Source organism: Sphingomonas sp. GW821-FHT02B09 (genome assembly GCF_059421875.1).
Window position 1 is genome coordinate 266343 of record NZ_JBWKVV010000004.1, and the last position, 24548, is coordinate 290890.

28 protein-coding genes are annotated in these 24548 nt (G+C 69.0%); 17 read left to right on the forward strand and 11 right to left on the reverse strand.

The genetic code is table 11. The features are described 5' to 3' along the window. Nucleotides 1-107 precede the first annotated feature (107 nt). Nucleotides 108-707 (reverse strand): NAD(P)H:quinone oxidoreductase, encoded by a 600-nt coding sequence (gene wrbA, locus AC07U4_RS17870; protein ID WP_137897920.1) that lies wholly within the window; start codon nucleotides 705-707, stop codon nucleotides 108-110. 120 nt (nucleotides 708-827) lie between these two features. Here wrbA and AC07U4_RS17875 point away from each other — a divergent pair, with 120 nt between their 5' ends. Next, nucleotides 828-1751 carry a LysR family transcriptional regulator gene (locus tag AC07U4_RS17875; protein WP_495196335.1) on the forward strand — a complete coding sequence of 308 codons (924 nt, stop codon included), beginning with the start codon at nucleotides 828-830 and terminating at the stop codon, nucleotides 1749-1751. On the opposite strand, the gene AC07U4_RS17880 is transcribed toward AC07U4_RS17875, so the two are convergent. Then, nucleotides 1730-2479, reverse strand: a complete 750-nt coding sequence (locus AC07U4_RS17880; protein WP_495196336.1) for an SDR family NAD(P)-dependent oxidoreductase — start codon at nucleotides 2477-2479, stop codon at nucleotides 1730-1732. The genes AC07U4_RS17875 and AC07U4_RS17880 overlap by 22 nt on opposite strands. Before the next feature lie 361 nt (nucleotides 2480-2840). On the opposite strand from AC07U4_RS17880, the gene AC07U4_RS17885 reads away from it, so the two are divergent. Beyond that, on the forward strand, nucleotides 2841-3806 hold the full coding sequence (locus AC07U4_RS17885) for a methyltransferase (RefSeq protein ID WP_495196337.1): 966 nt from the start codon (nucleotides 2841-2843) through the stop codon (nucleotides 3804-3806). Here AC07U4_RS17885 and AC07U4_RS17890 read toward each other — a convergent pair. The 5 genes from AC07U4_RS17890 to cobS all read right to left on the reverse strand — a co-directional run bounded on the left by AC07U4_RS17890 (nucleotide 3747) and on the right by cobS (nucleotide 8578). Then, nucleotides 3747-4985 carry a dicarboxylate/amino acid:cation symporter gene (locus AC07U4_RS17890; protein ID WP_495196338.1) on the reverse strand — a complete coding sequence of 413 codons (1239 nt, stop codon included), beginning with the start codon at nucleotides 4983-4985 and terminating at the stop codon, nucleotides 3747-3749. The genes AC07U4_RS17885 and AC07U4_RS17890 overlap by 60 nt on opposite strands. A 127-nt stretch (nucleotides 4986-5112) precedes the next feature. After that, complete coding sequence (cobT, locus tag AC07U4_RS17895; protein WP_495196339.1) at nucleotides 5113-6939, reverse strand: cobaltochelatase subunit CobT; 1827 nt, start codon at nucleotides 6937-6939, stop codon at nucleotides 5113-5115. Continuing rightward, nucleotides 6939-7253: a HepT-like ribonuclease domain-containing protein gene (locus tag AC07U4_RS17900; protein WP_495196340.1), complete on the reverse strand. Its 315-nt coding sequence runs from the start codon at nucleotides 7251-7253 to the stop codon at nucleotides 6939-6941. Before AC07U4_RS17900 ends, cobT begins: the two co-directional genes overlap by 1 nt. Nucleotides 7254-7266: 13 nt before the next feature. Continuing rightward, nucleotides 7267-7566: a nucleotidyltransferase family protein gene (locus AC07U4_RS17905; RefSeq protein ID WP_495196341.1), complete on the reverse strand. Its 300-nt coding sequence runs from the start codon at nucleotides 7564-7566 to the stop codon at nucleotides 7267-7269. Nucleotides 7567-7573: 7 nt separating this feature from the next. Next, nucleotides 7574-8578, reverse strand: a complete 1005-nt coding sequence (cobS, locus tag AC07U4_RS17910) for a cobaltochelatase subunit CobS (RefSeq protein WP_038662320.1) — start codon at nucleotides 8576-8578, stop codon at nucleotides 7574-7576. Between the two features lie 198 nt (nucleotides 8579-8776). Between cobS and AC07U4_RS17915 the strand changes: the two genes are divergently transcribed. The 3 genes from AC07U4_RS17915 to AC07U4_RS17925 are packed head-to-tail and all read left to right on the forward strand — an operon-like array spanning nucleotide 8777 to nucleotide 10750. Beyond that, nucleotides 8777-9493, forward strand: coding sequence for a DUF1428 domain-containing protein (locus AC07U4_RS17915; protein WP_495196342.1), 717 nt, complete (start codon nucleotides 8777-8779; stop codon nucleotides 9491-9493). Between the two features lie 13 nt (nucleotides 9494-9506). Further along, nucleotides 9507-10295: a VOC family protein gene (locus AC07U4_RS17920; protein ID WP_495196343.1), complete on the forward strand. Its 789-nt coding sequence runs from the start codon at nucleotides 9507-9509 to the stop codon at nucleotides 10293-10295. Continuing rightward, a complete protein-coding gene (locus AC07U4_RS17925; protein ID WP_038662328.1) occupies nucleotides 10292-10750 on the forward strand; it encodes an SRPBCC family protein in 459 nt (152 codons plus the stop codon). The genes AC07U4_RS17920 and AC07U4_RS17925 overlap by 4 nt, the downstream gene beginning before the upstream one ends. 13 nt (nucleotides 10751-10763) lie before the next feature. Here AC07U4_RS17925 and AC07U4_RS17930 read toward each other — a convergent pair whose 3' ends face one another. Next, complete coding sequence (locus AC07U4_RS17930) at nucleotides 10764-11318, reverse strand: J domain-containing protein (RefSeq protein WP_171009392.1); 555 nt, start codon at nucleotides 11316-11318, stop codon at nucleotides 10764-10766. Between the two features lie 94 nt (nucleotides 11319-11412). Here AC07U4_RS17930 and AC07U4_RS17935 point away from each other — a divergent pair, with 94 nt between their 5' ends. The 6 genes from AC07U4_RS17935 (at nucleotide 11413) to AC07U4_RS17960 (ending at nucleotide 15687) form a co-directional block, all read left to right on the forward strand. Beyond that, on the forward strand, nucleotides 11413-11697 hold the full coding sequence (locus tag AC07U4_RS17935) for a BolA family protein (protein ID WP_495196344.1): 285 nt from the start codon (nucleotides 11413-11415) through the stop codon (nucleotides 11695-11697). 4 nt (nucleotides 11698-11701) lie between these two features. Beyond that, complete coding sequence (locus AC07U4_RS17940; RefSeq protein ID WP_495196345.1) at nucleotides 11702-12415, forward strand: glutathione S-transferase; 714 nt, start codon at nucleotides 11702-11704, stop codon at nucleotides 12413-12415. Between the two features lie 186 nt (nucleotides 12416-12601). Beyond that, a complete protein-coding gene (locus AC07U4_RS17945) occupies nucleotides 12602-13051 on the forward strand; it encodes an NUDIX hydrolase (RefSeq protein ID WP_137897910.1) in 450 nt (149 codons plus the stop codon). Then, nucleotides 13041-13940 carry a pirin family protein gene (locus AC07U4_RS17950; protein ID WP_495196346.1) on the forward strand — a complete coding sequence of 300 codons (900 nt, stop codon included), beginning with the start codon at nucleotides 13041-13043 and terminating at the stop codon, nucleotides 13938-13940. Before AC07U4_RS17945 ends, AC07U4_RS17950 begins: the two co-directional genes overlap by 11 nt. A 160-nt stretch (nucleotides 13941-14100) precedes the next feature. Next, complete coding sequence (locus tag AC07U4_RS17955) at nucleotides 14101-14982, forward strand: alpha/beta fold hydrolase (RefSeq protein WP_495196347.1); 882 nt, start codon at nucleotides 14101-14103, stop codon at nucleotides 14980-14982. A gap of 222 nt (nucleotides 14983-15204) precedes the next feature. Continuing rightward, nucleotides 15205-15687 carry an RcnB family protein gene (locus tag AC07U4_RS17960; RefSeq protein ID WP_495196348.1) on the forward strand — a complete coding sequence of 161 codons (483 nt, stop codon included), beginning with the start codon at nucleotides 15205-15207 and terminating at the stop codon, nucleotides 15685-15687. Here AC07U4_RS17960 and AC07U4_RS17965 read toward each other — a convergent pair. Beyond that, nucleotides 15681-15815 carry a hypothetical protein gene (locus tag AC07U4_RS17965; protein WP_495196349.1) on the reverse strand — a complete coding sequence of 45 codons (135 nt, stop codon included), beginning with the start codon at nucleotides 15813-15815 and terminating at the stop codon, nucleotides 15681-15683. The genes AC07U4_RS17960 and AC07U4_RS17965 overlap by 7 nt on opposite strands. Before the next feature lie 52 nt (nucleotides 15816-15867). Then, nucleotides 15868-16968, reverse strand: a complete 1101-nt coding sequence (locus AC07U4_RS17970) for a DUF2332 domain-containing protein (protein WP_495196350.1) — start codon at nucleotides 16966-16968, stop codon at nucleotides 15868-15870. A gap of 61 nt (nucleotides 16969-17029) precedes the next feature. Here AC07U4_RS17970 and hisG point away from each other — a divergent pair, with 61 nt between their 5' ends. The 6 genes from hisG (at nucleotide 17030) to thiL (ending at nucleotide 22274) form a co-directional block, all read left to right on the forward strand. Then, the gene (hisG, locus tag AC07U4_RS17975; protein WP_245640696.1) at nucleotides 17030-17695 is read left to right on the forward strand and encodes an ATP phosphoribosyltransferase; all 666 of its coding nucleotides are present in this window, start codon (nucleotides 17030-17032) and stop codon (nucleotides 17693-17695) included. After that, nucleotides 17692-18987: a histidinol dehydrogenase gene (hisD, locus tag AC07U4_RS17980; protein ID WP_137897905.1), complete on the forward strand. Its 1296-nt coding sequence runs from the start codon at nucleotides 17692-17694 to the stop codon at nucleotides 18985-18987. The genes hisG and hisD overlap by 4 nt, the downstream gene beginning before the upstream one ends. Before the next feature lie 76 nt (nucleotides 18988-19063). Further along, nucleotides 19064-19804 carry a sugar isomerase domain-containing protein gene (locus AC07U4_RS17985; RefSeq protein WP_495196351.1) on the forward strand — a complete coding sequence of 247 codons (741 nt, stop codon included), beginning with the start codon at nucleotides 19064-19066 and terminating at the stop codon, nucleotides 19802-19804. 265 nt (nucleotides 19805-20069) lie between these two features. Then, the gene (locus AC07U4_RS17990) at nucleotides 20070-20624 is read left to right on the forward strand and encodes a fasciclin domain-containing protein (RefSeq protein ID WP_495196352.1); all 555 of its coding nucleotides are present in this window, start codon (nucleotides 20070-20072) and stop codon (nucleotides 20622-20624) included. Nucleotides 20625-20708: 84 nt separating this feature from the next. Continuing rightward, nucleotides 20709-21167 carry a transcription antitermination factor NusB gene (nusB, locus tag AC07U4_RS17995; RefSeq protein ID WP_038662363.1) on the forward strand — a complete coding sequence of 153 codons (459 nt, stop codon included), beginning with the start codon at nucleotides 20709-20711 and terminating at the stop codon, nucleotides 21165-21167. A gap of 207 nt (nucleotides 21168-21374) precedes the next feature. Further along, a complete protein-coding gene (gene thiL, locus AC07U4_RS18000) occupies nucleotides 21375-22274 on the forward strand; it encodes a thiamine-phosphate kinase (protein WP_495196353.1) in 900 nt (299 codons plus the stop codon). A 30-nt stretch (nucleotides 22275-22304) separates the two neighbouring features. On the opposite strand, the gene AC07U4_RS18005 is transcribed toward thiL, so the two are convergent. Continuing rightward, nucleotides 22305-24422 (reverse strand): TonB-dependent siderophore receptor, encoded by a 2118-nt coding sequence (locus AC07U4_RS18005; protein ID WP_495196354.1) that lies wholly within the window; start codon nucleotides 24420-24422, stop codon nucleotides 22305-22307. Between the last annotated feature and the right edge of the window lie 126 nt (nucleotides 24423-24548).

Consider the following 24548-nt stretch of genomic DNA (forward strand, 5'->3'; position numbering starts at 1 on the left):
GGCAGGAGGGGAGACCATGCCCCCGTGGCCCGGTGGACCCCGGAACCAGTCCGGGGTGACGGGGTGGATGTGAAGGCGGCCCGCTCACGCGCAGGCCGCCCCTAGCCTCACTTCAGCTTTGCGGCCGTCTCGGCGATCCGCTTGCCCTGATAGCGCGCGCCCGCCAGTTCTTCCTCATGCGGCTGGCGCGAACCGTCGCCCGCCGAGATCGTCGTCGCGCCATAAGGCGAGCCGCCGCGGACCTCGTCGACGCCCATCTGGCCCTGGAAACCATAGTCCAGACCGACGATCGTCATGCCATGATGCAGCAGGTTGGTGATGATCGAGAACAGCGTCGTTTCCTGCCCGCCATGCTGGCTGGCGGTCGAGGTGAATGCGCCGCCGACCTTTCCGACCAGCGCACCCTTCGCCCACAGGCCACCGGTCGTGTCCCAATAGGCCGCCATCTGCGCCGGCATCCGGCCATAGCGGGTCGGCGCGCCGACGATGATCGCGTCATACTGGGCGAGCGCGTCCGGGCCTTCGATCTCGGGATGCGCGGTGTCGGTCTTGAAATGCGCGGCCTTGACCACCTCGGCGGGCGCCGTCTCGGCGACGCGGCGGATATCGACCTCCGCCCCGCCGGCGCGCGCGCCCTCGGCGACGGCGTCGGCCATCTGTTCGATATGGCCGTAGGACGAATAATAGAGCACCAGAACCTTGGTCATCCGAACGTCTCCAATGTGCGTGTCGCACCCTAAGTGGTCCCGTCGGGACGGTGCGTAAACGGAAACGCTGGAAACCGACCGTTTCCACGCTAGGTTCCCCGGCCTGCCGAAGGGACCATGATGCGCCTACCCGATCTCGAAGCCTGGGCGATCTTCGCCGCCGTCGCCGAGCACAATTCGTTCAGCGCCGCCGCCGATGCGATCGGCCTCAGCAAGGCGACCGTGTCGAAGGCGATCACCCGGCTCGAAGAGCAGATCGGCCAGTCGCTGTTCCACCGCACCTCGCGCCGGCTCGCGCTGACCGAGGCGGGCAAGCCGCTCGCCGCGCACGCCGCGCGCATCCTCGCCGAGGCGCAGGCTGCCGAGGAAGCCGCGCGCGACGCACTGAGCGCACCGACCGGCCGCGTCCGCCTCGCCGCGCCGATGAGCTTCGGCGTGCGCAACGTCGCGCCGCTGCTCGCCGAATTCCTCGCCGCCCACCCCGGCATCGAGATCGACCTGCATTTGTCCGACGCACGCGTCGACATCGTCGCCGAGGGATTCGACGTCGCGCTGCGCATCGGCGACCTGCCCGACAGCAGCCTGCGCGGCCGCCGGCTGTGCGACGTCAGGACGCATCTGGTCGCCGCGCCCGCCTATCTCGCCGCGCACGGCACGCCCACGCATCCCTCAGAGCTCGCCCGCCATCGCGTGCTCGGCTATTCCAACGTGCTCGCGCCGTGGCGCTTCCAGCATGCCGACGGCAGCGACGTCGCGATCCGTCCGCAGGGGCCGCTGATCGCCAATAGCGGCGAGGCGCTGCTGCCGACGCTGATCGCCGGGCTCGGCATCGCCCGCCTGCCCGGCTTCATCGTCGGACCGCATATCGGCAGCGGCGCGGTGGTGCCGATCCTGCCCGACTGGTCCGCCGCGGCGATCGGCCTGCATCTGCTCACCCCGCCGAGCGCGCTGCGCCCGGCGCGGGTCGAGGCGCTGATCGCCTTCCTGTCGGGCCGGCTGCGCGACCCCTGCGCCGAGGCGGATCAGCCCGCGCGCGCGACCTGAAAGCCGGCGAACGACTGGCTGACCGGCATCAGCTCCAGCCGGTTGATGTTGAGATGCGGCGGCAGCGTCGCGACCCACAGCATCGTCGCGGCGATATCCTCCGCGGTCATCGGATCGGCGCCCTTGTAGAGCGCGTCGGACGCCGCCTGATCACCGCCGGTGCGCACCGTGGTGAATTCGGTCTCGACCATCCCCGGTTCGATCGAGGTGACGCGCACCCCCTTGCCGTGCAGGTCGGAGCGCAGGCCGAGCGAGAATTGCTCGACGAACGCCTTGGTGCCGCCATAGACGTTGCCGCCGGGATAGGGATAGGTCGCCGCCACCGACGACAGATTGATGATCGCCCCGCGTCGCGCGATCAGTCCCGGTAGCAGCCGGTGGGTCAGCGACGCCAGAGCGGTGACGTTGGTCGCGATCATCGTCCGCCAGTCGTCGAGGTTCGCCTCCTGCGCCGGCCGGGTGCCGAGCGCGAGGCCGGCGTTGTTGATCAGCAGATCGATGTCACGCCAGTCCTCGGGCAATCCGGCGATCGCCTTGCCCGCCGCCGCTTCGTCGGCGACGTCGAAGGCGAGCGTATGCACCGCCTCGCCGAGCCGCGCGCGCAACGCGTCGAGCCGCTCGACCCGCCGCCCGGTGGCGATCACGCGCCACCCCGCACCCACGAACGCCGTCGCCGCCGCCGCGCCGATGCCGGCGGTCGCGCCGGTGATGAAAGCCGTCTTGGTCATATCGTCTCCGCTGATCCTGTCGCGCTGCGTCAAAGCGCGACCGCCTTACAACGATCCCGCGTAGCGCCGCCAGCGATCGGAATGGGGCGGTGCCCACGGTCACACCCGACCCTGCTCGAAGCCTTCTGCGAAGCTATCCCAGTGCTCCTGCGAAAGCAGGAGCCCAGGAGTCCCAAGCGTCACAAGGCGTTAGCTCGCTCGACCCTAGGCTCCTGCTTTCGCAGGAGCACCGTGCGGCTCCATGGCGAGAGGTCTCGACCCGTTTCGACATAACGCGGAAGCGGCCGAGCGCCGCGACCCCGAAGACCACAGGAACCCGCACCATCGCAAGACGTTACGCCACATCAACGATTCAGGAGAGATGCGGGTGTCGAGACCGGACCAGCCGGCGGTTCGATCGGCGGACGCCGAGCTGCGGCATCTCCTCGTCCTGTTGCGCGACCGCGACCATCGGTTCGTCACTCCGACCCCGGCGACCCACGCCCGCGTTCTCGCCCGCGCCGACCGGCAGGCGGCGCGCTGCGTCGAGGACATGCTCGGCTGGAGCCTGCCCTATCGCCCCGGCGACTGCGACGCGGCGATCGAGGCACTGCTCGACCGTGCCGGCGTCACCGTATCGGCCGGGGATCGCCGCCGCGCGACGATCCGCGTCTCGCGGCTCCACGATCATCTCTTTGTCCATTCCGCTTACCCCACCGACGCCGCCGATGCGGTCTTCTTCGGTCCGGACAGCTATCGGTTCGCCGATCTGATCCGCGACGAACTGCGCGACTGCCCGGCGCGCGCCGGCGCGCAGATGGTCGACATTGGTACCGGCTCGGGCGTCGGCGGCATCGTCGCCGCGACCGCTTGCCCGGGGCTGCGCATCCACATGACCGACGTCAATCCGGCGGCGCTCCGCTTCGCGCGCATCAACGCCGCCGCGGCCGGCATCGCCGCCGACTTCCACGAGAGCGACAGCCTCGCCACCATCCCGGGTCCAATCGACGTCGCCACCGCCAACCCGCCCTACGTCATCGACAGCGGCAAGCGGCTTTACCGTCACGGCGGCGCTATGCACGGCGGTCAGGTATCGCTCGACATGGCGGTGATGGCGATGGATCGGCTCGCCCCCGCCGGCCGGCTGATCCTCTACACCGGCAGTGCGATCGTCCGCGGCCACGACCAGCTCGCCGCCGCGCTCGCCGAGGCGGCGGCCGCGCGCGGCTGTACGATGCGCTATCGCGAGATCGACCCCGACGTGTTCGGCGAGGAACTGGAGAATGCCCTATACCGCGACGTCGACCGCATCGCGCTGGTCGCCGCAGTGATCACCCGCGCCGGCTAGCCGCATCACCGCCATGTCGGCGGTGACGTTGCCGACTGTGCGGAACAGATCGGGGATCGTCTCGACCGCGAGCAGCAGCGGCAACAGCTCCACCGGCACGCCGAGCGCGAGGCACACCGGCCCGATCGTCGCGAAGAACGACACCTGCGCCGGCAGCCCGACGGCGGCGAGGCTGACCGCCGCCGCGACGAGCGCGCCCGTCACCATCATGCCGATCCCCGGCGACATGCCGTAGACCGCCGCCAGATACAGCGCGACCGCGATATTGGCGGCGGCGCTCGCGGCGCGGAAGATCGACACGGCGAGCGGCAGAACGATCCCCGCCGCATTGCGCGCGACGCCCAATGCGGGCGCCGCCTCGACCATCGCCGGCAGCGTCGCCAGCGAGGATTGCGTCGAGAGCGCGACGACCTGCGCCGGCAGCGCGGCCTTGGCGAAGCGCAACGGCGACAACCCACCGCCGACCAGCACGACCACATAGGCGAGCAAGGCGATCAGCAGGCATGCGCAAGCGACGATCACGACATAGTGCGCCAGCACCGCCACCGCACCGCCGCCGGCGCGCGCGCCGAGGCCGAAGGCGAGCGCGAACACGCCGATCGGTGCGACCCGCAACACCCATTGCACGATCACCAGCATCGTCTCGGCGATCGCGCGGAACATCGTCTGCAACGCGCGCTGCAGCTCGGGCGCGACACGCGCCGCGGCAAAGCCGAAGAACAAAGCGAAGACGACGAGCGGCACCATCGCGGTTTCCGCCGCTGCCTTGATCGGATTGGTCGGGATGATGTTGCCGAGCCAGTCCCCCGCGCCGCCGATCACCGGCACCGCGCCGACCGGGCGCAGCGCCGCCGCATCGCCGACCGGCCACAGATGCAGCAACAGCGTGGTGCTCGCCGCCGCCGCCAGACACCCGCCGCACAGCAACGCCGCGAACCACAGCAAGGCGCGCAACGCCACCCGATCCTGCCGCGCGTCCTGCGCCGCGCCGAGAATACCGGTGACGAGCAAAGAGAAGACGAGCGGCACCACCGTCATCGTCAACGCATCGAGCCACAACCGCCCGACCGGCCCGGTCACGGCGAGCATCGGCGCGGCCCACGCCCGCCCGCTGACCATCGCCCCGCCGATCAACCCGAGCGCCAGCCCGGCGAGGATCCGAAGCGCGGACCGGTTCAACCCGCCAGCTCCCGGCCGCGCGGGCGCAAGGCCCGGTCCTGCGCAACGTCCACACCCATCCCCTCGCCCACCAGCGGCATACCGAAGCAGGTAGGGGAAACTTTTACCAGCTATTCCGTGCCTTACGTCACGGCGTGTCGAACAGCGCCGCCAATTGTTCGATGATCGTCCCGCCCAGTTGCTCGGCGTCCATGATCGTCACCGCACGCGCGTAATAGCGCGTCACGTCGTGGCCGATGCCGATCGCGACCAGCTCGACCGGCGACTTGCCCTCGATCCAGCCGATCACCTGGCGCAGATGCCGCTCCAGATAGCTGCCCGAATTGACCGACAGCGTCGAATCGTCGACCGGCGCACCGTCGCTGATCACCATCAGGATGCGCCGCTCCTCGGGCCGCGCGAGCAGCCGGCTGTGCGCCCAGAGCAGCGCCTCGCCGTCGATATTCTCCTTAAGCAGCCCCTCGCGCATCATCAGGCCGAGGTTGGTGCGCGCGCGCCGCCACGGCTCGTCCGCCTTCTTGTAGACGATGTGGCGGATGTCGTTGAGCCGCCCCGGCTGCGGCGGCCGCCCCGCGGCCAGCCACGTCTCGCGCGCCTGCCCGCCCTTCCACGCGCGGGTAGTGAAGCCGAGGATCTCGGTCTTGACGCCGCAGCGCTCCAGCGTGCGCGCGAGGATATCGGCGCTGATCGCGGCGATGCCGATCGGCCGCCCGCGCATCGACCCCGAATTGTCGATCAGCAGCGTCACCACCGTGTCGCGGAAATCGGTCTCGCGCTCGATCTTGTAGCTCAGCGACTGGCCGGGCGTGACGACGACACGCGCCAGCCGCGCCGCGTCGAGCATCCCCTCGTCCTGATCGAAATCCCACGACCGCGACTGTTGTGCCATCAGTCGCCGCTGCAACCGGTTGGCGAGCTTCGACACCGCCGATTGCAGATGCGCGAGCTGCTGGTCGAGATAGCCGCGCAGCCGCGCCAGTTCCTCGGCGTCGCACAAATCGGTGGCGGCGACGACCTCGTCGAACTGCGTCGTCCACGGCTTGTATTCGAACTGCGGCATGAAGTCGCTGTTCGGGCGATTGGGGCGCACCGGCTGCATCCCCTCGTCGCCGTCGTCGCCGGGTTCGCCGTCGAGGTCGTCCATCGACTGGTCGCCGAATTCCTCGCCTTCGCCGTCGTCGCTGTCCGATTCCTGCGCCTCGCCGCGCGCATCGACCTCGCCTTCGCCCTGGCCGCCCTCCTGCTCCTGATCCTCCTCGCCCTCGTCCTGCCGCTGCTCGTCGGTACCTTCGTCCTCCGAACCGCCCTCGTCGGCATTCTCGGGCAGCACCTCGCCCTCGACCAGCTCGAGCTCCTCGAGCATCTTCATCGCGAGGCTCTGGAACGCGCGCTGGTCGTCGAGCGCGAGCGCGAGGCTCGACAGGTCGGTGCGCGCATCAATCCATTCGCGCACCAATGCGAGGCCGGGCGCCGCGGCGGCGGGCGCCTCCAGCCCGGTCAGTCTCTCCCGCACCAGCAGCGACAGGGCGCTGGCGAGCGGCACCTCCTCGCGCGTCCGCGCCCGCGTGATCGGATCGCTGCGCATCCGCACGTCGAGCGCATGCGCCAGATTGTCGGCGATGCCGGCATAGCCGCGGCTGCCGAGCGCCTCGACCCGCGCGCTCTCGACCGCGTCGAACACCGATCGCGCCACCGCCTCGGCGGGCGCGTGACGCGTATGGAGCGCATCGTCGTGATGGCGCAGCCGCAAGGCGAAGCCGTCGGAAAAGCCACGCGCCTCCGCCACCTGTTCGGCCGGGAGCGTACGCGCCGGCATCGGCACCTTGATATGCTTGCCCGATTGCGCCGGCGCGTCGGCGGTGAAGCCGAGTTCGACCTCCGGCTCCTCCGCGATCGCGCGCGCCGTCCCGGCGAGCACCGCCTTGAACCGGTCGAGGGGGGTATCGTTTGCCATCAGTTGTCCAGTGCGGTGATGCACTGCTCCCGCAATATCGGCAGTTCCTTGGTGATCGTTCGATGGATGATCCCGAGGTCGATCTCGTCGTAGGCAAGGCGCAGCCGATTGCCCAACCCTCGCACCTCATGCATCGAAACGGACGGCGCGATCACGGCCATACGTGCTTCCCCGATCTTGATGGCAGCCTCGGTAACGCACTGGATACACCGTTCGATTGCCATGACGGTTTTGGCATCCGCCGAAAGCTGATCGATCGTCATGTCGGCAAGAAAGCCGGTCGCAAGGTCGATAAATTCGACGATATCGCGCAAACGGCTCTGTTCGTTACGAGAAGACAATGACGCGATCCCTGTCGATCTCCATCTGCAAACGCGCCTTGCGAGCCGGCTCGGTCACCAGATCGACCTCGGCCCCCAGAAGTTTTGCGAGCTGCAATTGGATGCCGACGAACTCCAGAAGACCCATCGCATGATCCGGGGCGAGGACGGCGGCCAGATCCACATCCGAATCCGGCCGTTGCTCGTCACGTGCGGTCGACCCGAACAAGGACAGTCGCGCGATTCCCATCTTGCGCAGATCGGGCTCGCGCTCCCGTAATCGTCGAAGGGCTTCGGCTCTGGTCATCCGATCCTTACGCTTTCCCCACCACGCTCTCCGGCAGGTCCTTGCCGAACACGCGCTGGAAATATTCCGCCACCAGCGGCCGCTCGTTCTCGTCGCACTTGTTGAGGAAGCTCAAGCGGAACGCGAAGCCGACGTCGCCGAAGATCAGCGTGTTCTGCGCCCAGGTGATCACCGTGCGCGGGCTCATCACCGTCGAGATGTCGCCGTTGACGAAGCCCTTGCGCGTCATGTCGGCGACGCGGACCATCTGTTCGACGGTCTTCTTGCCCTCGGGCTTGTCATATTCGCCCGACTTGGCGAGCACGATCTGCGATTCGACCGCCGCCGGCAGATAGTTGAGCGTGACGACGATGTTCCAGCGGTCCATCTGGCCCTGGTTGATCTGCTGCGTGCCATGATACAGCCCGCTGGTGTCGCCGAGGCCGACCGTATTGGCGGTCGCGAACAGCCGGAACCACGGGTTCGGGCGGATCACGCGATTCTGGTCGAGCAGCGTCAGTTTGCCCTCGGTCTCCAGCACGCGCTGGATCACGAACATCACGTCGGGCCGCCCCGCGTCATATTCGTCGAACACCAAGGCGGTCGGCGTCTGCAAAGCCCACGGCAACAGGCCTTCGCGGAATTCGGTCACCTGCTGGCCGTCGCGCAGCACGATCGCGTCGCGGCCGATCAGGTCGATACGGCTGATATGCGCGTCGAGGTTGATGCGGATGCACGGCCAGTTGAGCCGCGCCGCGACCTGCTCGATATGGCTCGACTTGCCGGTGCCGTGATAGCCCTGCACCATCACGCGCCGGTTGTGCGCGAAGCCCGCCAGCACCGCCAGCGTCGTGTCCGGATCGAAGACATAGGCGGGGTCGAGATCGGGGACGCGCTCGTCCGCCTCGCTGAACGCGGGCACCTGCATGTCGCTGTCGATGCCGAACAGCTCGCGGATGCCGACCATCTTGTCGGGGGCATCGAGGATCGTCGTCTCGCGGCTGTCGGGCTGGGTATTGGGGATATCGGTCATCGGGTCGGGGCACCGTTTCGAAGCTGGGCAAATCAGAGGCGGCCCTCCCCAACGCGCGAAGCGAGCGAATGGCGCATCGCCTATCCAGTGGAAACGGATTGCCCCGCCGTCAAGCCGCCGCGACCGCGATCGTACGCGCGGGGCTTGACGCAGGACCGGAAAAGGCAGGTAATCCCTTGAAAAAAGGAGAGCGAGCCGATGCGCTATATCGACGGCTTCGTCACCGCCGTGCCGAGTGCACGACGCGATGCCTATCGTCGCCATGCGGCACAAGGCTGGACGGTCTTGCAGGCGGCGGGTGCCGGGCGGCAGGGCGAAGCCTGGGGCGACGATGTCCCCCATGGCACGCACACCGATTTCCATCGCGCCGTGCAGGCGACGCCGGACGAGACGGTGGTGTTCAGCTGGATCGAATATGCCGACAAGGCGACGCGCGACGCCGCCGCTGCACAGGTGATGGCCGCTCCCGAGATGGCGGCGCTGATCGAGACGATGCCGTTCGACGGCGCACGGATGATCTATGGCGGCTTCGAGGTCGTCGTCGATCAGGGCGCGCCCTCGCCCGCCACCGGTTATGTCGACGGCTTCCTGCTCGCCGCGCGCGACCGCGACGCCTATGTCGCGCTTGCCACCCGATCGGCACCGATCTTCCTCGATCACGGCGCGACTCGCGTCGTCGAGGCATGGGGTGACGACGTCCCGCCCGGCACACGCACCAGCTTCCCGCTGGCGACGCAGCGCGAGGACGGCGAAAGCGTCGTCTTCTCATGGATCGAATGGCCGTCGAAGGCGGTCCGCGACGCCGGCATGGCCGCGGCGATGGCCGATCCCCGGATGAAGACCGCGCCCGAAGCGCTGCCCTTCGATGGCAAGCGCATGATCTACGGCGGCTTTACCTTGCTGTTCCAATCCTGACGGAGGCTTTGCGATGCCACTGACCGACGGCTTGCCGATCTGGTTCGAACTGACGGCGCCCGATCCGGCCCGCGCCGCGCGCTTCTACGACCGCGTCCTCGGCTGGACGACGCAGCCGTCGCCGACGCCCGAACATGGCGGCTATTTGCTCGCCGCAGCCCCAGACGGCGTCAGCGTCGCCGGGATGATGGCGCCCCCGCCGGGTGCGCCGCCGAACGGCGGGTGGGGCATCTATTTCGCGACGCGCGATATCGCGGCGACGCTCGCCCTCGCACAGCAGCGCGGCGCGACGATCCTGCTCGCGCCGATGGCCATCCCGCACGTCGGCACGATCGCGATCCTGCGCGATCCGCAGGGGGTCGACCTCCGGCTCATGCAGCCCGTCGCGCAGGATGAGGCCGCCCCCTTCTCGCAGGCCCCCGATGCCGTCGGCCACGCGGTCTGGATCGAGCTCGCGACGCCCGATCCCGACGAAGCGCTCGCCTTCTACGGGGCGCTGTTCGGCTGGACGGCGGCGGGCGCGATGCCGATGGGGCAGATGGGCGACTATACCTTCCTCGCCGCCGGCGACGCGCGACCCGGCGCCGTCATGTCGAGCGTCGCCACGCAGGCACCGGCACGCTGGAACAGCTATGTCCTCGTCGCCGAGATCGATACGGCGATCGTGGCGGCGCAGGCGGCGGGCGGCACGGTGATCCAGGGCCCGGACGAGATCCCCGGCGGCGACTATTCCGCCAATATCCTCGATCCCGACGGCAGCCAGATCGGCCTCGTCGGTCCGCGCCGGAGCGCCACCGCATGACGGCCGCGCACGAACTGTCGATCACCCGCCTGATCGACGCGCCGGTCGCCGCCGTATGGCGGGCATGGACCGAGGATACCGGCGCGTGGTTCTGCCCCAAGCCCTGGACCGCCGAATTCGTAACGCAGGAGCTCGTCGCCGGCGGCCGTTCGCAGATCGTCATGCGCGGCCCCGGCGGCGAGGAAAACCGGCTCGAGGGCGTGTATCTCGAGGTGGTGCCGCAGGTGCGGATCGTCGCGACCGACGCCTTCACCGCGGGCTGGCACCCCGCCGGCCCGTTCATGGTGCGGATCGATTCGTTCGCCGAAGAGGCCGGTGGCACGCGCTACACGGCGACCGCGCGGCACTGGACGGCGGAGGCGAAGGCCAGCCACGCCGCAATGGGGTTCGAGGCGGGGTGGAACGCCGCCGCCGACCAGTTGGAGGCGATCGCACGGCGCCTGGCGAGCGAATAGACTACGCCCCCGATCAGACGAAGGCCGGCGCCTGTCGCAATTGCTGATACGCCGCGATCACCGATTGCAGCCGCGCCTCGTGGCTGCGGTCGCCGCCGTTGCGGTCGGGGTGATATTGCCGCACCAGCTCCGAATAGCGTTTGCGCAGCGCCTGCCGGTCGGCATCCGCCGCCAGCCCCAGCACCTTGAGGCTCGCGCGATCCTGCCCCGACAGCGGCTTGCCGTCGTTCCGCTCGGGCGCGACCTCGCGACGGAAGCGCGCGCCGATCGCATCGAGCGGATCGTTGAAATCCGCCCAGCGCGGCCCCTGGTCGCCATAGCCCGCCCGCGCGAAGGCACGCGTCTCATTCTCCCAGCCCGCCATCGGTCGTTGCGCCTGATGGATCTCGTCGGCGGTCATGCCGTCGAAATAATTGTAGCGGCTGTTGAACGCGCGGACATGGTCGAGGCACATCCAGCGAAACGCACCCGGTCCGTTGCCCGTCGCCGCGCCTTCCAGCGGCGGCGCGCGGAACTCGCCCGGTTCCTCGCAGCCCGGTTCGGCGCAGACGCGGCCCTGGGCTTCCATCCGACCGTGGAACCGCGTCTGCGGCCGGTCCTTCTTCTCACTCGCGCGCGTCACGAACGCTCCCTAATTGGCGCAATGCAGATATATAGGCGCGATGACCGACACCGCTACCGGCCCGCTCGCCGACATCATCGCCGCCCGTCTCACCGCCGCGCTCGCCCCGACGCATCTCGAAGTGACCAACGACAGCCACCTCCACGCCGGCCATATGGGCGACGACGGCACCGGCGAATCGCACTTCACCGTCATCGTCGAAAGCCCCGCCTTCGCCGGCGCCAGCCGCGTCGCGCGCCAGCGTGCGGTGAACCATGCGCTCGCCGATCTGTTGTCGACGCGCATCCACGCGCTCGCCATCAAGGCGCGCGCCCCCGGGGAGTAAGCCCATGGTCTATCGCTTGTGGTATTGGCCGACGATCCAGGGCCGCGGCGAGTTCGTCCGCCTCTCGCTCGAAGCCGCCGGCATTCCGTACGAGGATTGCGCCCGCACCCAAGGCGCCGAGGCGATGATGCAGGACCTCGAGCAACGCGCGAAGGGGGGTCGCGGCCCCTATGCTCCGCCCTATCTGGCGCTTGACGGCCATGCGATCGCGCAGGTCGCCAACATCCTCCACTATCTCGGCCAGCAGCACGATCTCGCGCCGTCCGGCCTCGCCGACCGCCACTGGCTTGACCAGCTGCAACTGACGATCGCCGACATCGTCGCCGAGGTGCACAACGTCCATCACCCGGTCGCGATGATGGACTATTACGACGACCAGAAACCCGAGGCCGCCCGCGCCGCCGCGCAATTCCGCGACGAGCGCCTGCCCAAATATCTCGACCATTTCGAGGCCGCCGCCGCGCAAGGGGCCGGCGACTGGTTGTTCGCCGATCGCTGGACCTATGGCGACACCTCGCTGTTCCAGCTCGTCGAGGGGCTGCGCTACATGTTTCCCCAGCGGATGAAGACGCTGGCGCCGCGCTACCCCGCCCTTCTGCGCCTGCACGCCGCGGTCGCCGACCTGCCCGGCATCCGCGTCTATCTGGCCAGCGACCGCCGCCTGCCTTTCAACACCGACGGCATCTTCCGCCACTATCCCGAACTCGACGCGGCGTAGCGCCCGAAGCGCCCTTCCTCGACCAACCGTTCGTGCTGAGCCTGTCGAAGCACAGGTGAGTCTCAACGCCCTTCGACAAGCTCAGGGCGAACGGGGGGGGCCGGACAAGCCCTTGGCAAGCCCGGAACATCACCGTTTCACCATTGCCGCCTTCGCGCCGTCCCCGCGACCGGGTAAGGCCACGCAATGGCCCGCATCCCCCGCCCCGCCGCTCGCATCCTCCTCGTCGACGGCGAGGACCGCGTCCTGCTGATGCGCTTCACCCCCGACGATCGCCCGCCGCTCTGGTGCACCCCCGGCGGCGCAGTCGATCCCGGCGAAAGCTATGCGCAGGCCGCCCGCCGCGAATTGTGGGAAGAGGTCGGCCTCGACCTCGACTGCGGGCCGGAGGTGGCGCAGCGCACCTGCGAATTCCTCACTTTCGAGCGCGTCGAGGTGATCGCCGACGAACGCTATTTCCGCGTCGACATCGATCGGCACGAAGTCCGCGCCGGCGCGCTCACCGAATTGGAGCAACGCGTCCTCGCCGGCTCGCGCTGGTTTGCGCGGGCCGAACTGGCCGATTGGCCCGAAACCATCTATCCTGCTGATCTCGAACAGCTTCTCAGCGAAACGGAGCCTGCCCGTGCTCGATGACTTCGTGCTCCAGACGATCACCCCGGTCACCCACGACCTCGGCGGCTTCAAGGTCCACCGCACCCTCCCCAACAAGGAGCGGACGATGGTCGGCCCGTTCCTGTTCTTCGACCAGATGGGGCCGGCGCATCTCGAGATCGGCAACGGCATCGACGTGCGGCCGCACCCGCACATCAACCTCGCGACCGTGACCTATCTGTTCGACGGCGCGATCGACCATCGCGATTCGCTCGGCACGCGCCAGCGGATCGAACCCGGCGCGGTCAATCTGATGACCGCAGGTCATGGCATCGTCCATTCGGAACGCTCGCCCGGCGACGAGCGGGAGGCCGGCCCGGCGCTGTCGGGCATCCAGACCTGGCTCGCGCTGCCCGAGGCGCAGGAGGAGATGGCGCCCGGCTTCGAACATGTCGCCAAGGCGGAATTGCCGACGATCGCCGCGCATGGCGCCCGCGCGCGCATCATCATGGGCGATCTGTGGGGCCAGCGCGCCCCGACCACCACCTATGCCGGCACGATCTACGCCGACATCGCACTCGACCCCGGCGCGAGCGTGCCGATCGACGCCGCCGCCGAGGAACGCGCCGTCTATCTCGCAATGGGCGAGGCGACACTGGAGGGCGTGCCGCTCGAACCGATGAAGCTCTACGTGCTGCGTCCGGGCATCGCCGCGACGCTGCGCTCGGGCAGCGGCGGTCGCGCGATGCTGGCGGGGGGCGACGCCTTCCGCACCCCGCGCCACGTCTGGTGGAATTTCGTCTCGTCGAGCCGCGAGCGGATCAACGAAGCCAAACGCGCATGGAGGGCGGGCGAATTTCCCGTCGTCCCCGGCGACGACAAGGAATGGATCCCCATCCCCGAAGTGCCGAATACGGTGAGCTATCCCTGACCGAGCATTCCCCGTCATCCCCGCGAAGGCGGGGATCCATACACGCTGACGATGCGGCTCAAGCAGGAACCCGCGCGTCTGGATCCCCGCCTCCGCGGGGATGACGACCGTGGGAAATGGCAGGAGGGAAACAGGAGAGCCTCATGACCCCAGTGTTATCATGACCCCAGCGGTACAGCGCATCGCCCTTCCCACCGGCGTCGAACTCGACGTCGCCATCGCCGGCGCGCCCGACCGGCCACCGGTGATCCTGCTCCACGGCTTTCCCGAATCGCACCGGACGTGGCGCGGAATCCTGCCCGACCTCGCCCGCGACCATTATGTGATCGCCCCCGACCAGCGCGGCTTCGCCCGGTCCTCGAAGCCCGAGGGCGTCGAGGCCTATGCCGCCGACAGGATCCTCGCCGACCTCATCGCGCTCGCCGATCACCTGAACATCGACCGGTTCACGCTGGTCGGCCACGACTGGGGCGGCGCGATCGCGTGGATGGCGGCGCTCGCCCGCCCCGACCGCGTCGCGCGGCTGGTGATCGTCAACGCGCCGCACCCCTATCTCTTCCAGCGCGCGCTGTTCGACGAACCCGAACAGCGCAAGGCGAGCCAATATATCACCCGCTTCCGCGACACGACGATCGACCGGGGCCTGACCGGCGCCGGCCTCGAGAAGTTCCTCGGCTCGACCTTCGCGCATCACGTCACCCATGCGATCGCCGGCGCCGACAAGGCCGCCTATCTGGACGAATGGTCGCAGCCGGGCGCGATGACCGCGATGCTCAACTGGTATCGCGCCTCCACCGTCATCGTCCCCGCGATGGACGAGACGCCGCCCCGCCCCGCCTTCCTCGACCGCCCCTTCCCGCCGGTGACGCAGGATACTTTGGTGATCTGGGGGATGCGCGATTCGGCGCTGCTGCCGGTGCTGGTCGACGATCTCGGCCCCTATGTGCCGAAGCTGACGGTCGAGAAGATCGACGCCGGCCATTTCGTGCCATGGGAAAAGCCCGAAGCGGTCGTCGCGGCGATGCGGCGTTGGAATATCTGAGGGCGTCTCCACCCTCACCCCTCGGCGCGACGCGCCTTTCCCCTCTCCCGCCGGGAGAGGGGACGAGACGGCGCAGCCGGCGAGGGGTGAGGGCGAGCACGCGCACCCAGCTTTCGTTTTGCTGACCAAAACATTCCTCGTGCGTTCAGCCGCATAGGCGGAAAAGGCCGCCATGCTCTTCGCCGTCCCGACGGCCGAAGCGCGCCATAGAGGAGAGTTACGATGCGTAAGATCATCATCGCCGCCATCGCCGCCGCGACCGTCCTGCCCGCCGCCGCGGCGAGCGCGCAGAGTGCCCGCGAGGTCCGTCAGAGCGAACGCGAAGTCCGCCAGAGCGAGCGCGATCTCGCCCGCGCCCGCGCCTATGGCGACCGCGGCGACATCCGCGAGGCGCGCCGCGAGGTCCGCGAGGATCGCCGCGAGCTGCGCGAGGACTGGCGCGACTATCGCCGCACGCACGGCGACGTCTATCGCCGCGGCGTCTATGCCGGTCCGCGCGGCTATCGCTACCGCCCGGTGAACGTCGGCTATCGCTTCGCGCCGGAATATTACGGCCAGCGTTACTGGATCAACGATTACGGCACCTATCGCCTGCCGCGTCCGGGCTACGGCTATCAGCGCTGGGTCCGCTACGGCAACGACGTCGTGCTGGTCGACACCCGCTCGGGCCGCGCGGTGCAGGTCTACAACCGCTTCTTCTATTGATGATCGGGGCGGGAAGGGTTCGCGCCCTTCCCGCCGACGATCGCTATCCCCTGTTCGTCATCCCGGCGAACGCCGGGACCCATGGTTTCGGTGTCGTCGGCGAGGCGCAATGCGGCAGCGATGCGCATCCATGGGTCCCGGCTTTCGCGGGGATGACGGAAACAGGGAATCTTATCCCTTTCAATCCGCCTCATACGCCCCGCGCCGCATCACATAGTCGCGCGTCTCATACGGCGCCGCCAACCCTTCGACCCACGCGCCATGCGCATGGGTCAGCGCCACCAGCTCCATCGCCGTCTTGCCCGGCCAGCCGCGCACGCGCACCTCGTGGCGGTGGAGATCGCGGTTCGGCTCCATCATCACCCAGCCGAGCGGACGGTCCGCGCTCGCCCGCGCCCCCGCCGCCGCCATCGCCGCGACGATCCGCGCCCGCCCCGCGGCCGGAAGATACTGCCACACCACCGAATGCATCAGCACCCGCGTCACCCCCGCCGCCTGCGGTTCGGCGAGCCGCGCCTCGACCCAGTCGGCCGCATCGCCCTGCACCAGATCGACGCCGACGCGGCGCACCTCGCCGATCGCCGCGGCGAGCCGCGCGAGTCGCTCCTGCGCATCGACCCAGACATAGGCCTCGAGCCGCGCCGCCTGCGCCGGATCGCCGACATCGACCGGCGCGATGTCGACGCCGCGCGCGCCCACCACGTCGACCGTCGCCACGGGTGGCGCCACGCCACGCCATTCCGGCACGATCCGCACCGCCGCATCCTCCGGCCCGCCCGTCACGCCCCCGAGATCGAAGCGATAGCGCCCGAGCATCAGGTTGAGCCCCGCGCTCGACCCGATCTCCAGCACCTCGACGCGCGGCCCGAACCGCGTCGCGAGATGCAGCAGCCCGGTCATCAGCCCCGCCGACCGCGCCGCCTCGTTGGTCTGCGGCGGCCCGTCGAGCCACGGCAGCAGCGCCGCGTCATGGTCGCGGACCACCCGCCCGAGCGTTGCCGCGACCGCCGCCTCCTCGGTCACGGCACCGTCGAACACCAGCGACAGATCGGCATTCGCGCCCGCACGATGCAGCGCATGCAGCCCGCCGACCAGCCGCAGCACCACCGCATCGGCCACCGGCTCGCCTGGCCAGTCGAGCACCCGCCGCCCGGTCGCGCTGGTCCGATCGAGCGCCTGCCCCAGCGCCACGCAGACCCGCGCCGTCACCGGCGCCGCCATCGCCGCGCAATAGCCCGCCTGCACCGCGAATGCCGCCCGGTTCTCCGCTTCGCCCGCCATCGACTCGCCTCCTCGTCGCGCTCTGTTGCGCCCACCCCTGCCCGCCAGTAAAGCCCGGGCCGTGTCGACACCCCCCTTAGTCATCGCCGTGCCGAAAGGCCGTATCCTCGCCGAGGCGCTGCCGCTGCTCGCGCGCGCCGGCATCCACCCCGAAGCCGCGTTCGGCGACGAGAACAGCCGCGCGCTGCGCTTCGCCACCGACGTGCCGCATATCGAGCTGATCCGCGTCCGCGCCTTCGACGTCGCGACCTTCGTCGCGCACGGTGCCGCGCAGCTCGGCATCGTCGGGTCGGACGTGCTCGCCGAATTCGCCTATTCGGAACTCTATGCGCCGGTCGACCTCGGCATCGGCCATTGCCGCATCTCGGTCGCCGAACCCGCCGCGATGGCCGCCACCGACGATCCGCGCGGCTGGAGCCACGTCCGCGTCGCCACCAAATATCCGCACACCACCGCCGCGCATTTCGCCGCGCGCGGCGTGCAGGCCGAATGCGTCAAGCTCAACGGCGCGATGGAGCTGGCGCCGACGCTCGGCCTCGCCCCGCGCATCGTCGACCTCGTCTCGTCGGGCAAGACGCTCAAGGAAAACGGCCTCGTCGAGGTCGAGGTGATCGCCGAGGTTACCAGCCGCCTGATCGTCAACCGCGCCGCGATGAAGACCCGGCCCGAGGTCGTGCCGCTGGTCGAGGCGTTCCGCCGCGCCGTCGCACAGGAGCAGGCGGCATGATCCGCCTCGACACCCGCGACGCCGGCTTTGCCGACGCCTTCACCGCCTTGGTCGAGGGCCGCCGCGAAGCCTCCGCCGACGTCACCCGCGACGTCGCGGCGATCATCCGCGCCGTCCGCGACGACGGCGAGGCTGCGGTCGAAGCCTTCACCCGCAAGCTCGACCGCCACGATCTCGCCGAAACCGGCTGGCGCATCGAACCCGCCACCTGCGCCGCCGCCTATGCCGCGCTCGACCCATCGTTGCGCGACGCGCTCGACCTCGCCGCCGCACGCATCCGCGCCTATCACGAGCGCCAGAAGCCCACCGACAGCGATTATGTCGACGAGGCCGGCGTCCGCCTCGGCGCGCGCTGGCGCGGCGTCGACGCGGCGGGCCTCTACGTCCCCGGCGGCCGCGCCGCCTACCCGTCGTCGCTGCTGATGAACGCGATCCCCGCCAAGGTCGCGGGCGTCGGCCGGCTGGTAATGGTCACCCCCACGCCCGACGGCCAGATCAACGATCTCGTACTCGCCGCCGCGCATCTCGCCGGGGTGGACGAGGTGTGGCGGATCGGCGGTGCGCAGGCGATCGCCGCGCTCGCCTACGGCGCCGGCCGCATCCTGCCGGTCGACGTCGTCACCGGCCCCGGCAATGCCTGGGTCGCCGAGGCCAAGCGTCAGGTCTATGGCGTCGTCGGCATCGACATGGTCGCCGGCCCCAGCGAGATCGTCGTCGTCGCCGATGCGCTGAACGATCCGCAATGGACCGCCGCCGACCTGCTCAGCCAGGCCGAGCACGACGTCACCACGCAGTCGATCCTGTTCACCGACGACGCCGCTTATGCCGACCGCGTCGCGGCGGCGGTCGACGAGGAACTGGCGATCCTGCCCACCGCCGCGGTCGCCCGCGCCGCCTGGGACGCCAATGGCGCGATCATCGTCGTCGAGTCGCTCGAAGCCGCCTGCCCGCTGGTCGACCGCCTCGCGCCGGAGCATCTCCAGCTCGCCGTCGACGACCCGCAAGCGCTGTTCGACCGCGTCCGCCATGCCGGCAGCGTCTTCCTCGGCCGCCACACGCCAGAAGCGATCGGAGACTATGTCGCCGGCCCCAACCACGTCCTCCCGACGGGCCGCCGCGCCCGCTTCGCCAGCGGCCTGTCGGTGCTCGACTTCATGAAGCGCACCAGCTTCCTCGGGCTCGACGAGGCCGCGCTGGCCAAACTCGGACCCGCCACCGTCGCCCTCGCCCACGCCGAAGGCCTGCCCGCGCATGCGCGTTCAGTGGCGTTGCGGTTACGGCTGAACCGCTAAGGGAATGATGGCCGTCGTCTCTGGTCTGCGATAGGCTGCCCCACGCGCATGGCAGCATAGTGCGGGGGCGGTGGATATGGGGCGGTTTACCCGGGACTATCGAGACGCGATCGTCCGGTCGCTCGATGAGTTTGTCGCGTCACAGGACGATGCCTTCGACCGTGGCTGCGACGCGGTGGCATCGGCGCTTTCGGCGGACCGCATCATCTACGTGGCGGGCAGCGGCCATTCCCACCTGATCGCGGAGGAAGCCTTCTACCGCGCCGGCGGTGTCGCTGCGGTGCAAGCGATCCTCGACCCCGACCTGATGCTGCATGTCAGCGCGACGCGCTCGTCATCGCTGGAGCGCGAGCCGGGCCGTGCCGAAGCGCTGCTGGCGAACTATCCCGTGGCGGCCGGCGACGTCGTGGTCGTCGTGTCCAATTCCGGGCGCAACGCCTTCCCGATCGAGATGGCGCTTGCCTGCCGATCGCGCGGGGCGACCGTGATCGCGATCACCTCGCTGCGCCATTCGCGCAGCGTCGATTCCCTCCACCCATCGGGGCAGCGCCTGTTCGAGGTCAGCGACATCGTCCTCGACAACGGCGCGGTTCCCGGCGACGCCAGCGTCCCGGCCGGCCCGCATGGCCCGAGGATGGGCCCGACATCCACCATCCTCGGCGCATTCATCATCAACGCGCTACTGGCGGAAGCGACGGCGCGACTGGTCGAGCGTGGCATCACGATCGACGTCTATCAAAGCGCCAATACAACGAACGGCGACACCGCCGCTGCCGACATCGCCGCCCGCTGGAAGCCACGCCTGAAAGGCCTTTGACGCAAAGAACTCCGGTCGCGCGGAGGCGCGGAGGTCTTTCGCTCGGAGTGTGGCCAAGCCCTTAGTAACCCACTTCGAGATCAAGGGGGCCGTTCCCACCACCCACATCATCTCCGCGCCTCTGCGCCTCTGCGCGAACAAAATCCTTCTTCGCGCCTTCGCGCCTTCGCGTGAATCAATTCAGCGTCAAAGCATCCCCGGCCACGTCGCCGACGTACCTCTCATCAGCAACCCGCAAAGGGTGCGCCAAGAGAAGGATGCTCCCATGACCAAGACCCATTTCCGCGCCGGGCTCGCTGCCGTCGCACTGCTCGCCGCCGGCCCTGCCATGTCGGCCGCCAAGAACCCGATGGTCGGCGGCGCCGCGATGTACCCGACCAAGACGATCGTCGAGAATGCGGTCAATTCGAAGGATCACACCACGCTCGTCGCCGCGGTCAAGGCGGCGGGTCTCGTCGACACGCTCTCCGGCCCCGGTCCGTTCACCGTCTTCGCGCCGACCAACGCCGCCTTCGCCAAGCTCCCCGCCGGCACCGTCGACACGCTGGTCAAGCCCGAGAACAAGGCGACGCTGACCAATATCCTGACCTATCACGTCGTCGCCGGCACGATGACGTCGAAGCAGATCGCCGCCGCGATCAAGGCCGGCGGCGGCAAGGCGACGCTGACCACGGTGCAGGGCGAGCCGCTCACCGCGTCGATGATGGGCAACACGCTGATGCTCACCGATGCCAAGGGCGGCACCAGCCACGTCACGATCAAGGACGTCATGCAGTCGAACGGCGTCATCCACGTCGTCGACACCGTGCTGATGCCCTGATCCCGCTTCGGGCCGCGGCGCGCACGGCGTCGCGGCCCGGCAGAGGGGTGACGGATCGCGTCAATCCGATTACAGGCCCGCCGGATGTCCCGAAGCTCCAACCGCACCCAGGCGCGCGCCGCCGCCCGCCTCGCCGCCGTCCAGGCGCTCTACCAGCACGAGATGGAAGGCACCGCGGTGCCGTCGCTGCTCCATGAATTCCACAATCACCGCCTCGGCGCGACGATCGAGGACGCGGAATATGCCGACGCCGACGTCGATTTCTTCGACGACCTCGTCAAGGGCACGACCGCGCGCGCCGGCGAGATCGACCTCGCGATCGAGAAGAAGCTCGCCAAGGGCTGGACGCTCGCCCGCCTCGACAAGCCGATGAAGGCGATCCTGCGCGCCGGCACCTACGAGCTGATGGCGCGCGCCGACGTGCCCGTCGGTGCGACGATCAGCGAATATGTCGACGTCGCCCACGCCTTCTACGAGCGCCGCGAGGCCGGCTTCGTCAACGGCCTGCTCGACGGCATCGCCAAGGACGTACGCACGGCGTAGCTCCGCAATTCCTCCCCGCGAGGGAGCGGGCTATTGCATATGAGCGTCTCCGGGTTCCGGACGCATTTCCGAACCCGCACCGTCACCCCGGCCTTGCGCCGGGGTCCCGCTTCCTCGAACGGTGCGAAAGGCGGGATGCCGGATCAAGCCCGGCATGACGAAGATTGCCCCCCCTTGGCGGAGAGGGGCTTGCGGCGAAAGGAGCGCATGACCGAAACCGACTTCCTCACCGCGTTGCGCGCCCTGCCGCTCCATCCGGCGGCGCGGGGGCTGCGCGACGACACCGCGCGGCTGCTCCACGTTCCCCTCGTCGTCACCACCGATACGCTGGTCGAGGGCGTCCACTTCCTCAGCGACGACACACCGCAGGACGTCGCGTGGAAGCTCGTCGCCACCAACCTCTCCGACATCGCCGGCAAGGGCGCCAAGCCCGATGGCATCCTGCTCAACTACCCGCTCTCCGACGATGCCTGGGATCGCGCCTTCCTCGCCGGCCTCGCCGAGGTGCTGACCGCCTGCGGCACCAGCCTGCTCGGTGGCGACACGGTGACGCTCCCCGCCGGTGCGCCGCGCGTCCTCACCGTGACCGCCTTCGGCTGCGACACCCCCGCACCGCCGCGCGGCGGCGCCGGTGAGAATGACGCGCTCTGGGTCACCGGCACGATCGGCGACGCCGGTGCCGGCCTCGCCATCGCGCAGGGCGCCGACGGCCCCCCGGAACTCGCCGCGCGCTACCGCCGCCCGACCCCGCGCCTCGCCGAGGGCCGCGTGCTCAGCCGCATCGCGCATGCGATGATGGACGTCAGCGACGGCCTGCTGATCGACGCCGCGCGGATGGGTGAAGCGAGCGGCCTCGCCGTCCATCTCGATCTCGCCGCGGTGCCGCTGTCGGCGCCCTATCGCGCCTTCGCGGGCGAAGACCGCGCCGCGCGCCTAGCCGCCGCGACCGCGGGCGACGATTACGAACTGCTGTTCGCGATGCCCGCCAACGTCGTCCCGCCCGTCGTCGCCACCCGCCTCGGCCGCTTCGCCCGCGGCAGCGGATTGCATCTGCACGACGCCGGCGAGCCCCTCCCCCTGCCCGCACGGCTCGGCTTCGAACACTAAAGCCTCGACGATCCACGCGATGCGCGCCGATCAGAAACGATAGCCGAGCGAGACCATCACGTTGCGCGGCGCGGTGCTGAAACAGTCGCCGCGGGCGAGGCACGAGGCGAAGACGCGCCTGTCGAGCAAGTTTGTTGCGTTGAGCGTCAGCCGCCAGCGGTCGCGCTCCAGCTCGACCAGCGCGTCGACCATCGTGCGGCCGGGCGTGACGATCGTCCACACCGGGCTGCTCGACACCTGCTCGCCGATATGGCGCACGCCCGCGCCCAGCCGCAGGTTGGCGTCGCGACCGACGAACGTCTTGGTTCCCCAGGCAGAGGCGACATGTTTGGCGGCATAGCCCGTCGCGATGGTGTCGCCGGTCACGTCGTTATAGCCATAAGCGAGCGTGAGATCGCAACGGCCGGGCAGCGTGCGCGTCGCCTCGACTTCGACGCCTTTGGTGATCAGTTCGCCGGCCTGGATCTGCCCGCGCGGATTGGCGGGATCGGCGACCGGACGGTTGCGCTCCTTGATGCGAAAGCCGGTGACGGTGACCAAAGTCGCCGCATCGGGCTGCCACTTCACCCCCGTCTCATATTGGTTGCCGGTTTGCGGGCGGAAGGCGGCGCCGCTGCTGGTCTGGCCGGCGATCGGCTGGAAGCTCTCGGTATAGCTGAAGAAGGGTGAAATGCCCGCTGCAGCCTCGCCGATGATGCCGGCGCGGAACGTCGTCGCGGTATCGGTCGTCCGCGTCGTAACCCCCGAGCGGGTGTTGAGCTTCGTGCCCCGCACCCGGTCGTGCCGCGTGCCGAGCACTACCGAGACGCGTTCCCACATGCGAATCTGATCCTGCACGTACAGGCCGAGCTGCTTCTGCGTATCGCGGCCGAACGGCGCGACCAGCGGCGGCTCGAGAATCGCTGCATGATCGATAGTGTAAAGATCGATCTGCTGATATCCGTAATTGTCGCTCTTGCGCACCTGATTCCAGCTATAGTCGACGCCGGCGAGCAGGCGGTGTTCGATCGCCGCGCCGGTGTTGAAGCGGATCTGGAGATTGTCGTCGGTGCTGAAGACGTTCAGCCGCGCGACCGACGAAGCGGTGTAGAGGCCGATCCGGCGGCCGTTGCTGCCCGCGACATAGGGATTGGCGGGTTTGCGGTAGCTATCGGTATAATGCGTGAAATAGTCGAGATGGCTGTCGATGTAGCGCGCCTTCAGGCTCAGCGTGACGGCATCGCTGAAACGATGCGTGACGACGCCCCCACCCTGTAGCAGCCGGCCGGCGTAGCGGTCGTAGCCGGGTTTGCCGACGAACAGATAGCGCGGCAGCCGCGGGTTGCCCGGATTGTCGCGCAGCGTGCCGACGATCGGCAGGAAATTGGCGGTCGAGCCGCCATTGTCCTTCTGGTACAGGCCGAGCAGCGTCACGTCGGTCCGTTCCGACGGCCGCCAGGTCACCGAGGGCGCTAGCATGATCCGGTCGTCGGGGACGTTGGCGACATAGGTGCCGGCGTCGCGGACGCGCGCGACGATGCGGCCCGCCAGCGTGCTGCCGGCGACGCCGTTGAGGTCGGCGAGCACCTCCTTGCGGTCGTAACTGCCATAGGTCACGCCGATCTCGCCGGCATTGGCGAAGACGGGGGTCTTCGACACCAGATTGACGATGCCGCCGATCGATCCCTGCCCGAACAAGACCGACGCCGGCCCGCGGACGATCTCGACCCGCGAGAAATTATAGGGGTCGGAGGTGATGCTCGCATAATAACTGAAGATGTCGCGCATGCCGTCGCGGAACTGCAGCGCGTTGACGCCGCGGATCGTGAAGCTGTCGACGCGCGTGTCGCGGCCGTAGGCGTCGGAATTGACGCCGGCGGCATAACGCACCGTATCCGAGATGTTGATCGCCCCCTGCGCGCGATAGACATCGTCGAGGATGACGGTCAGCGGCTGCGGCACCTGGATCAGCGGCGTCGCGGTCTTGGTGCCGGCTAGGGTCTCGTCGCGTCGCGCTTGCACGAGGATGTCGTCATCCGGGTCGCCCCGCTCCGTCGTCGATGCGACCTGCGCGCCTGCGCTGACGTCACGCTGCAACGGCTCCGCCCGAACCTGGACCGATACCAGCGCCACCAGCGCGACACCGGCGACATGCATGCTCTTCCTCATGATAGCCCCCCATCTTTGAAGTGCAGCTATCGCTAATGCGAATCAGGTTCAACTGATTCGGCTATGGGCTCTTTTGCAAGGCGTAGCCGCCGCAGGCATCTCCCGCAGACGTTACCAGTGCCGATG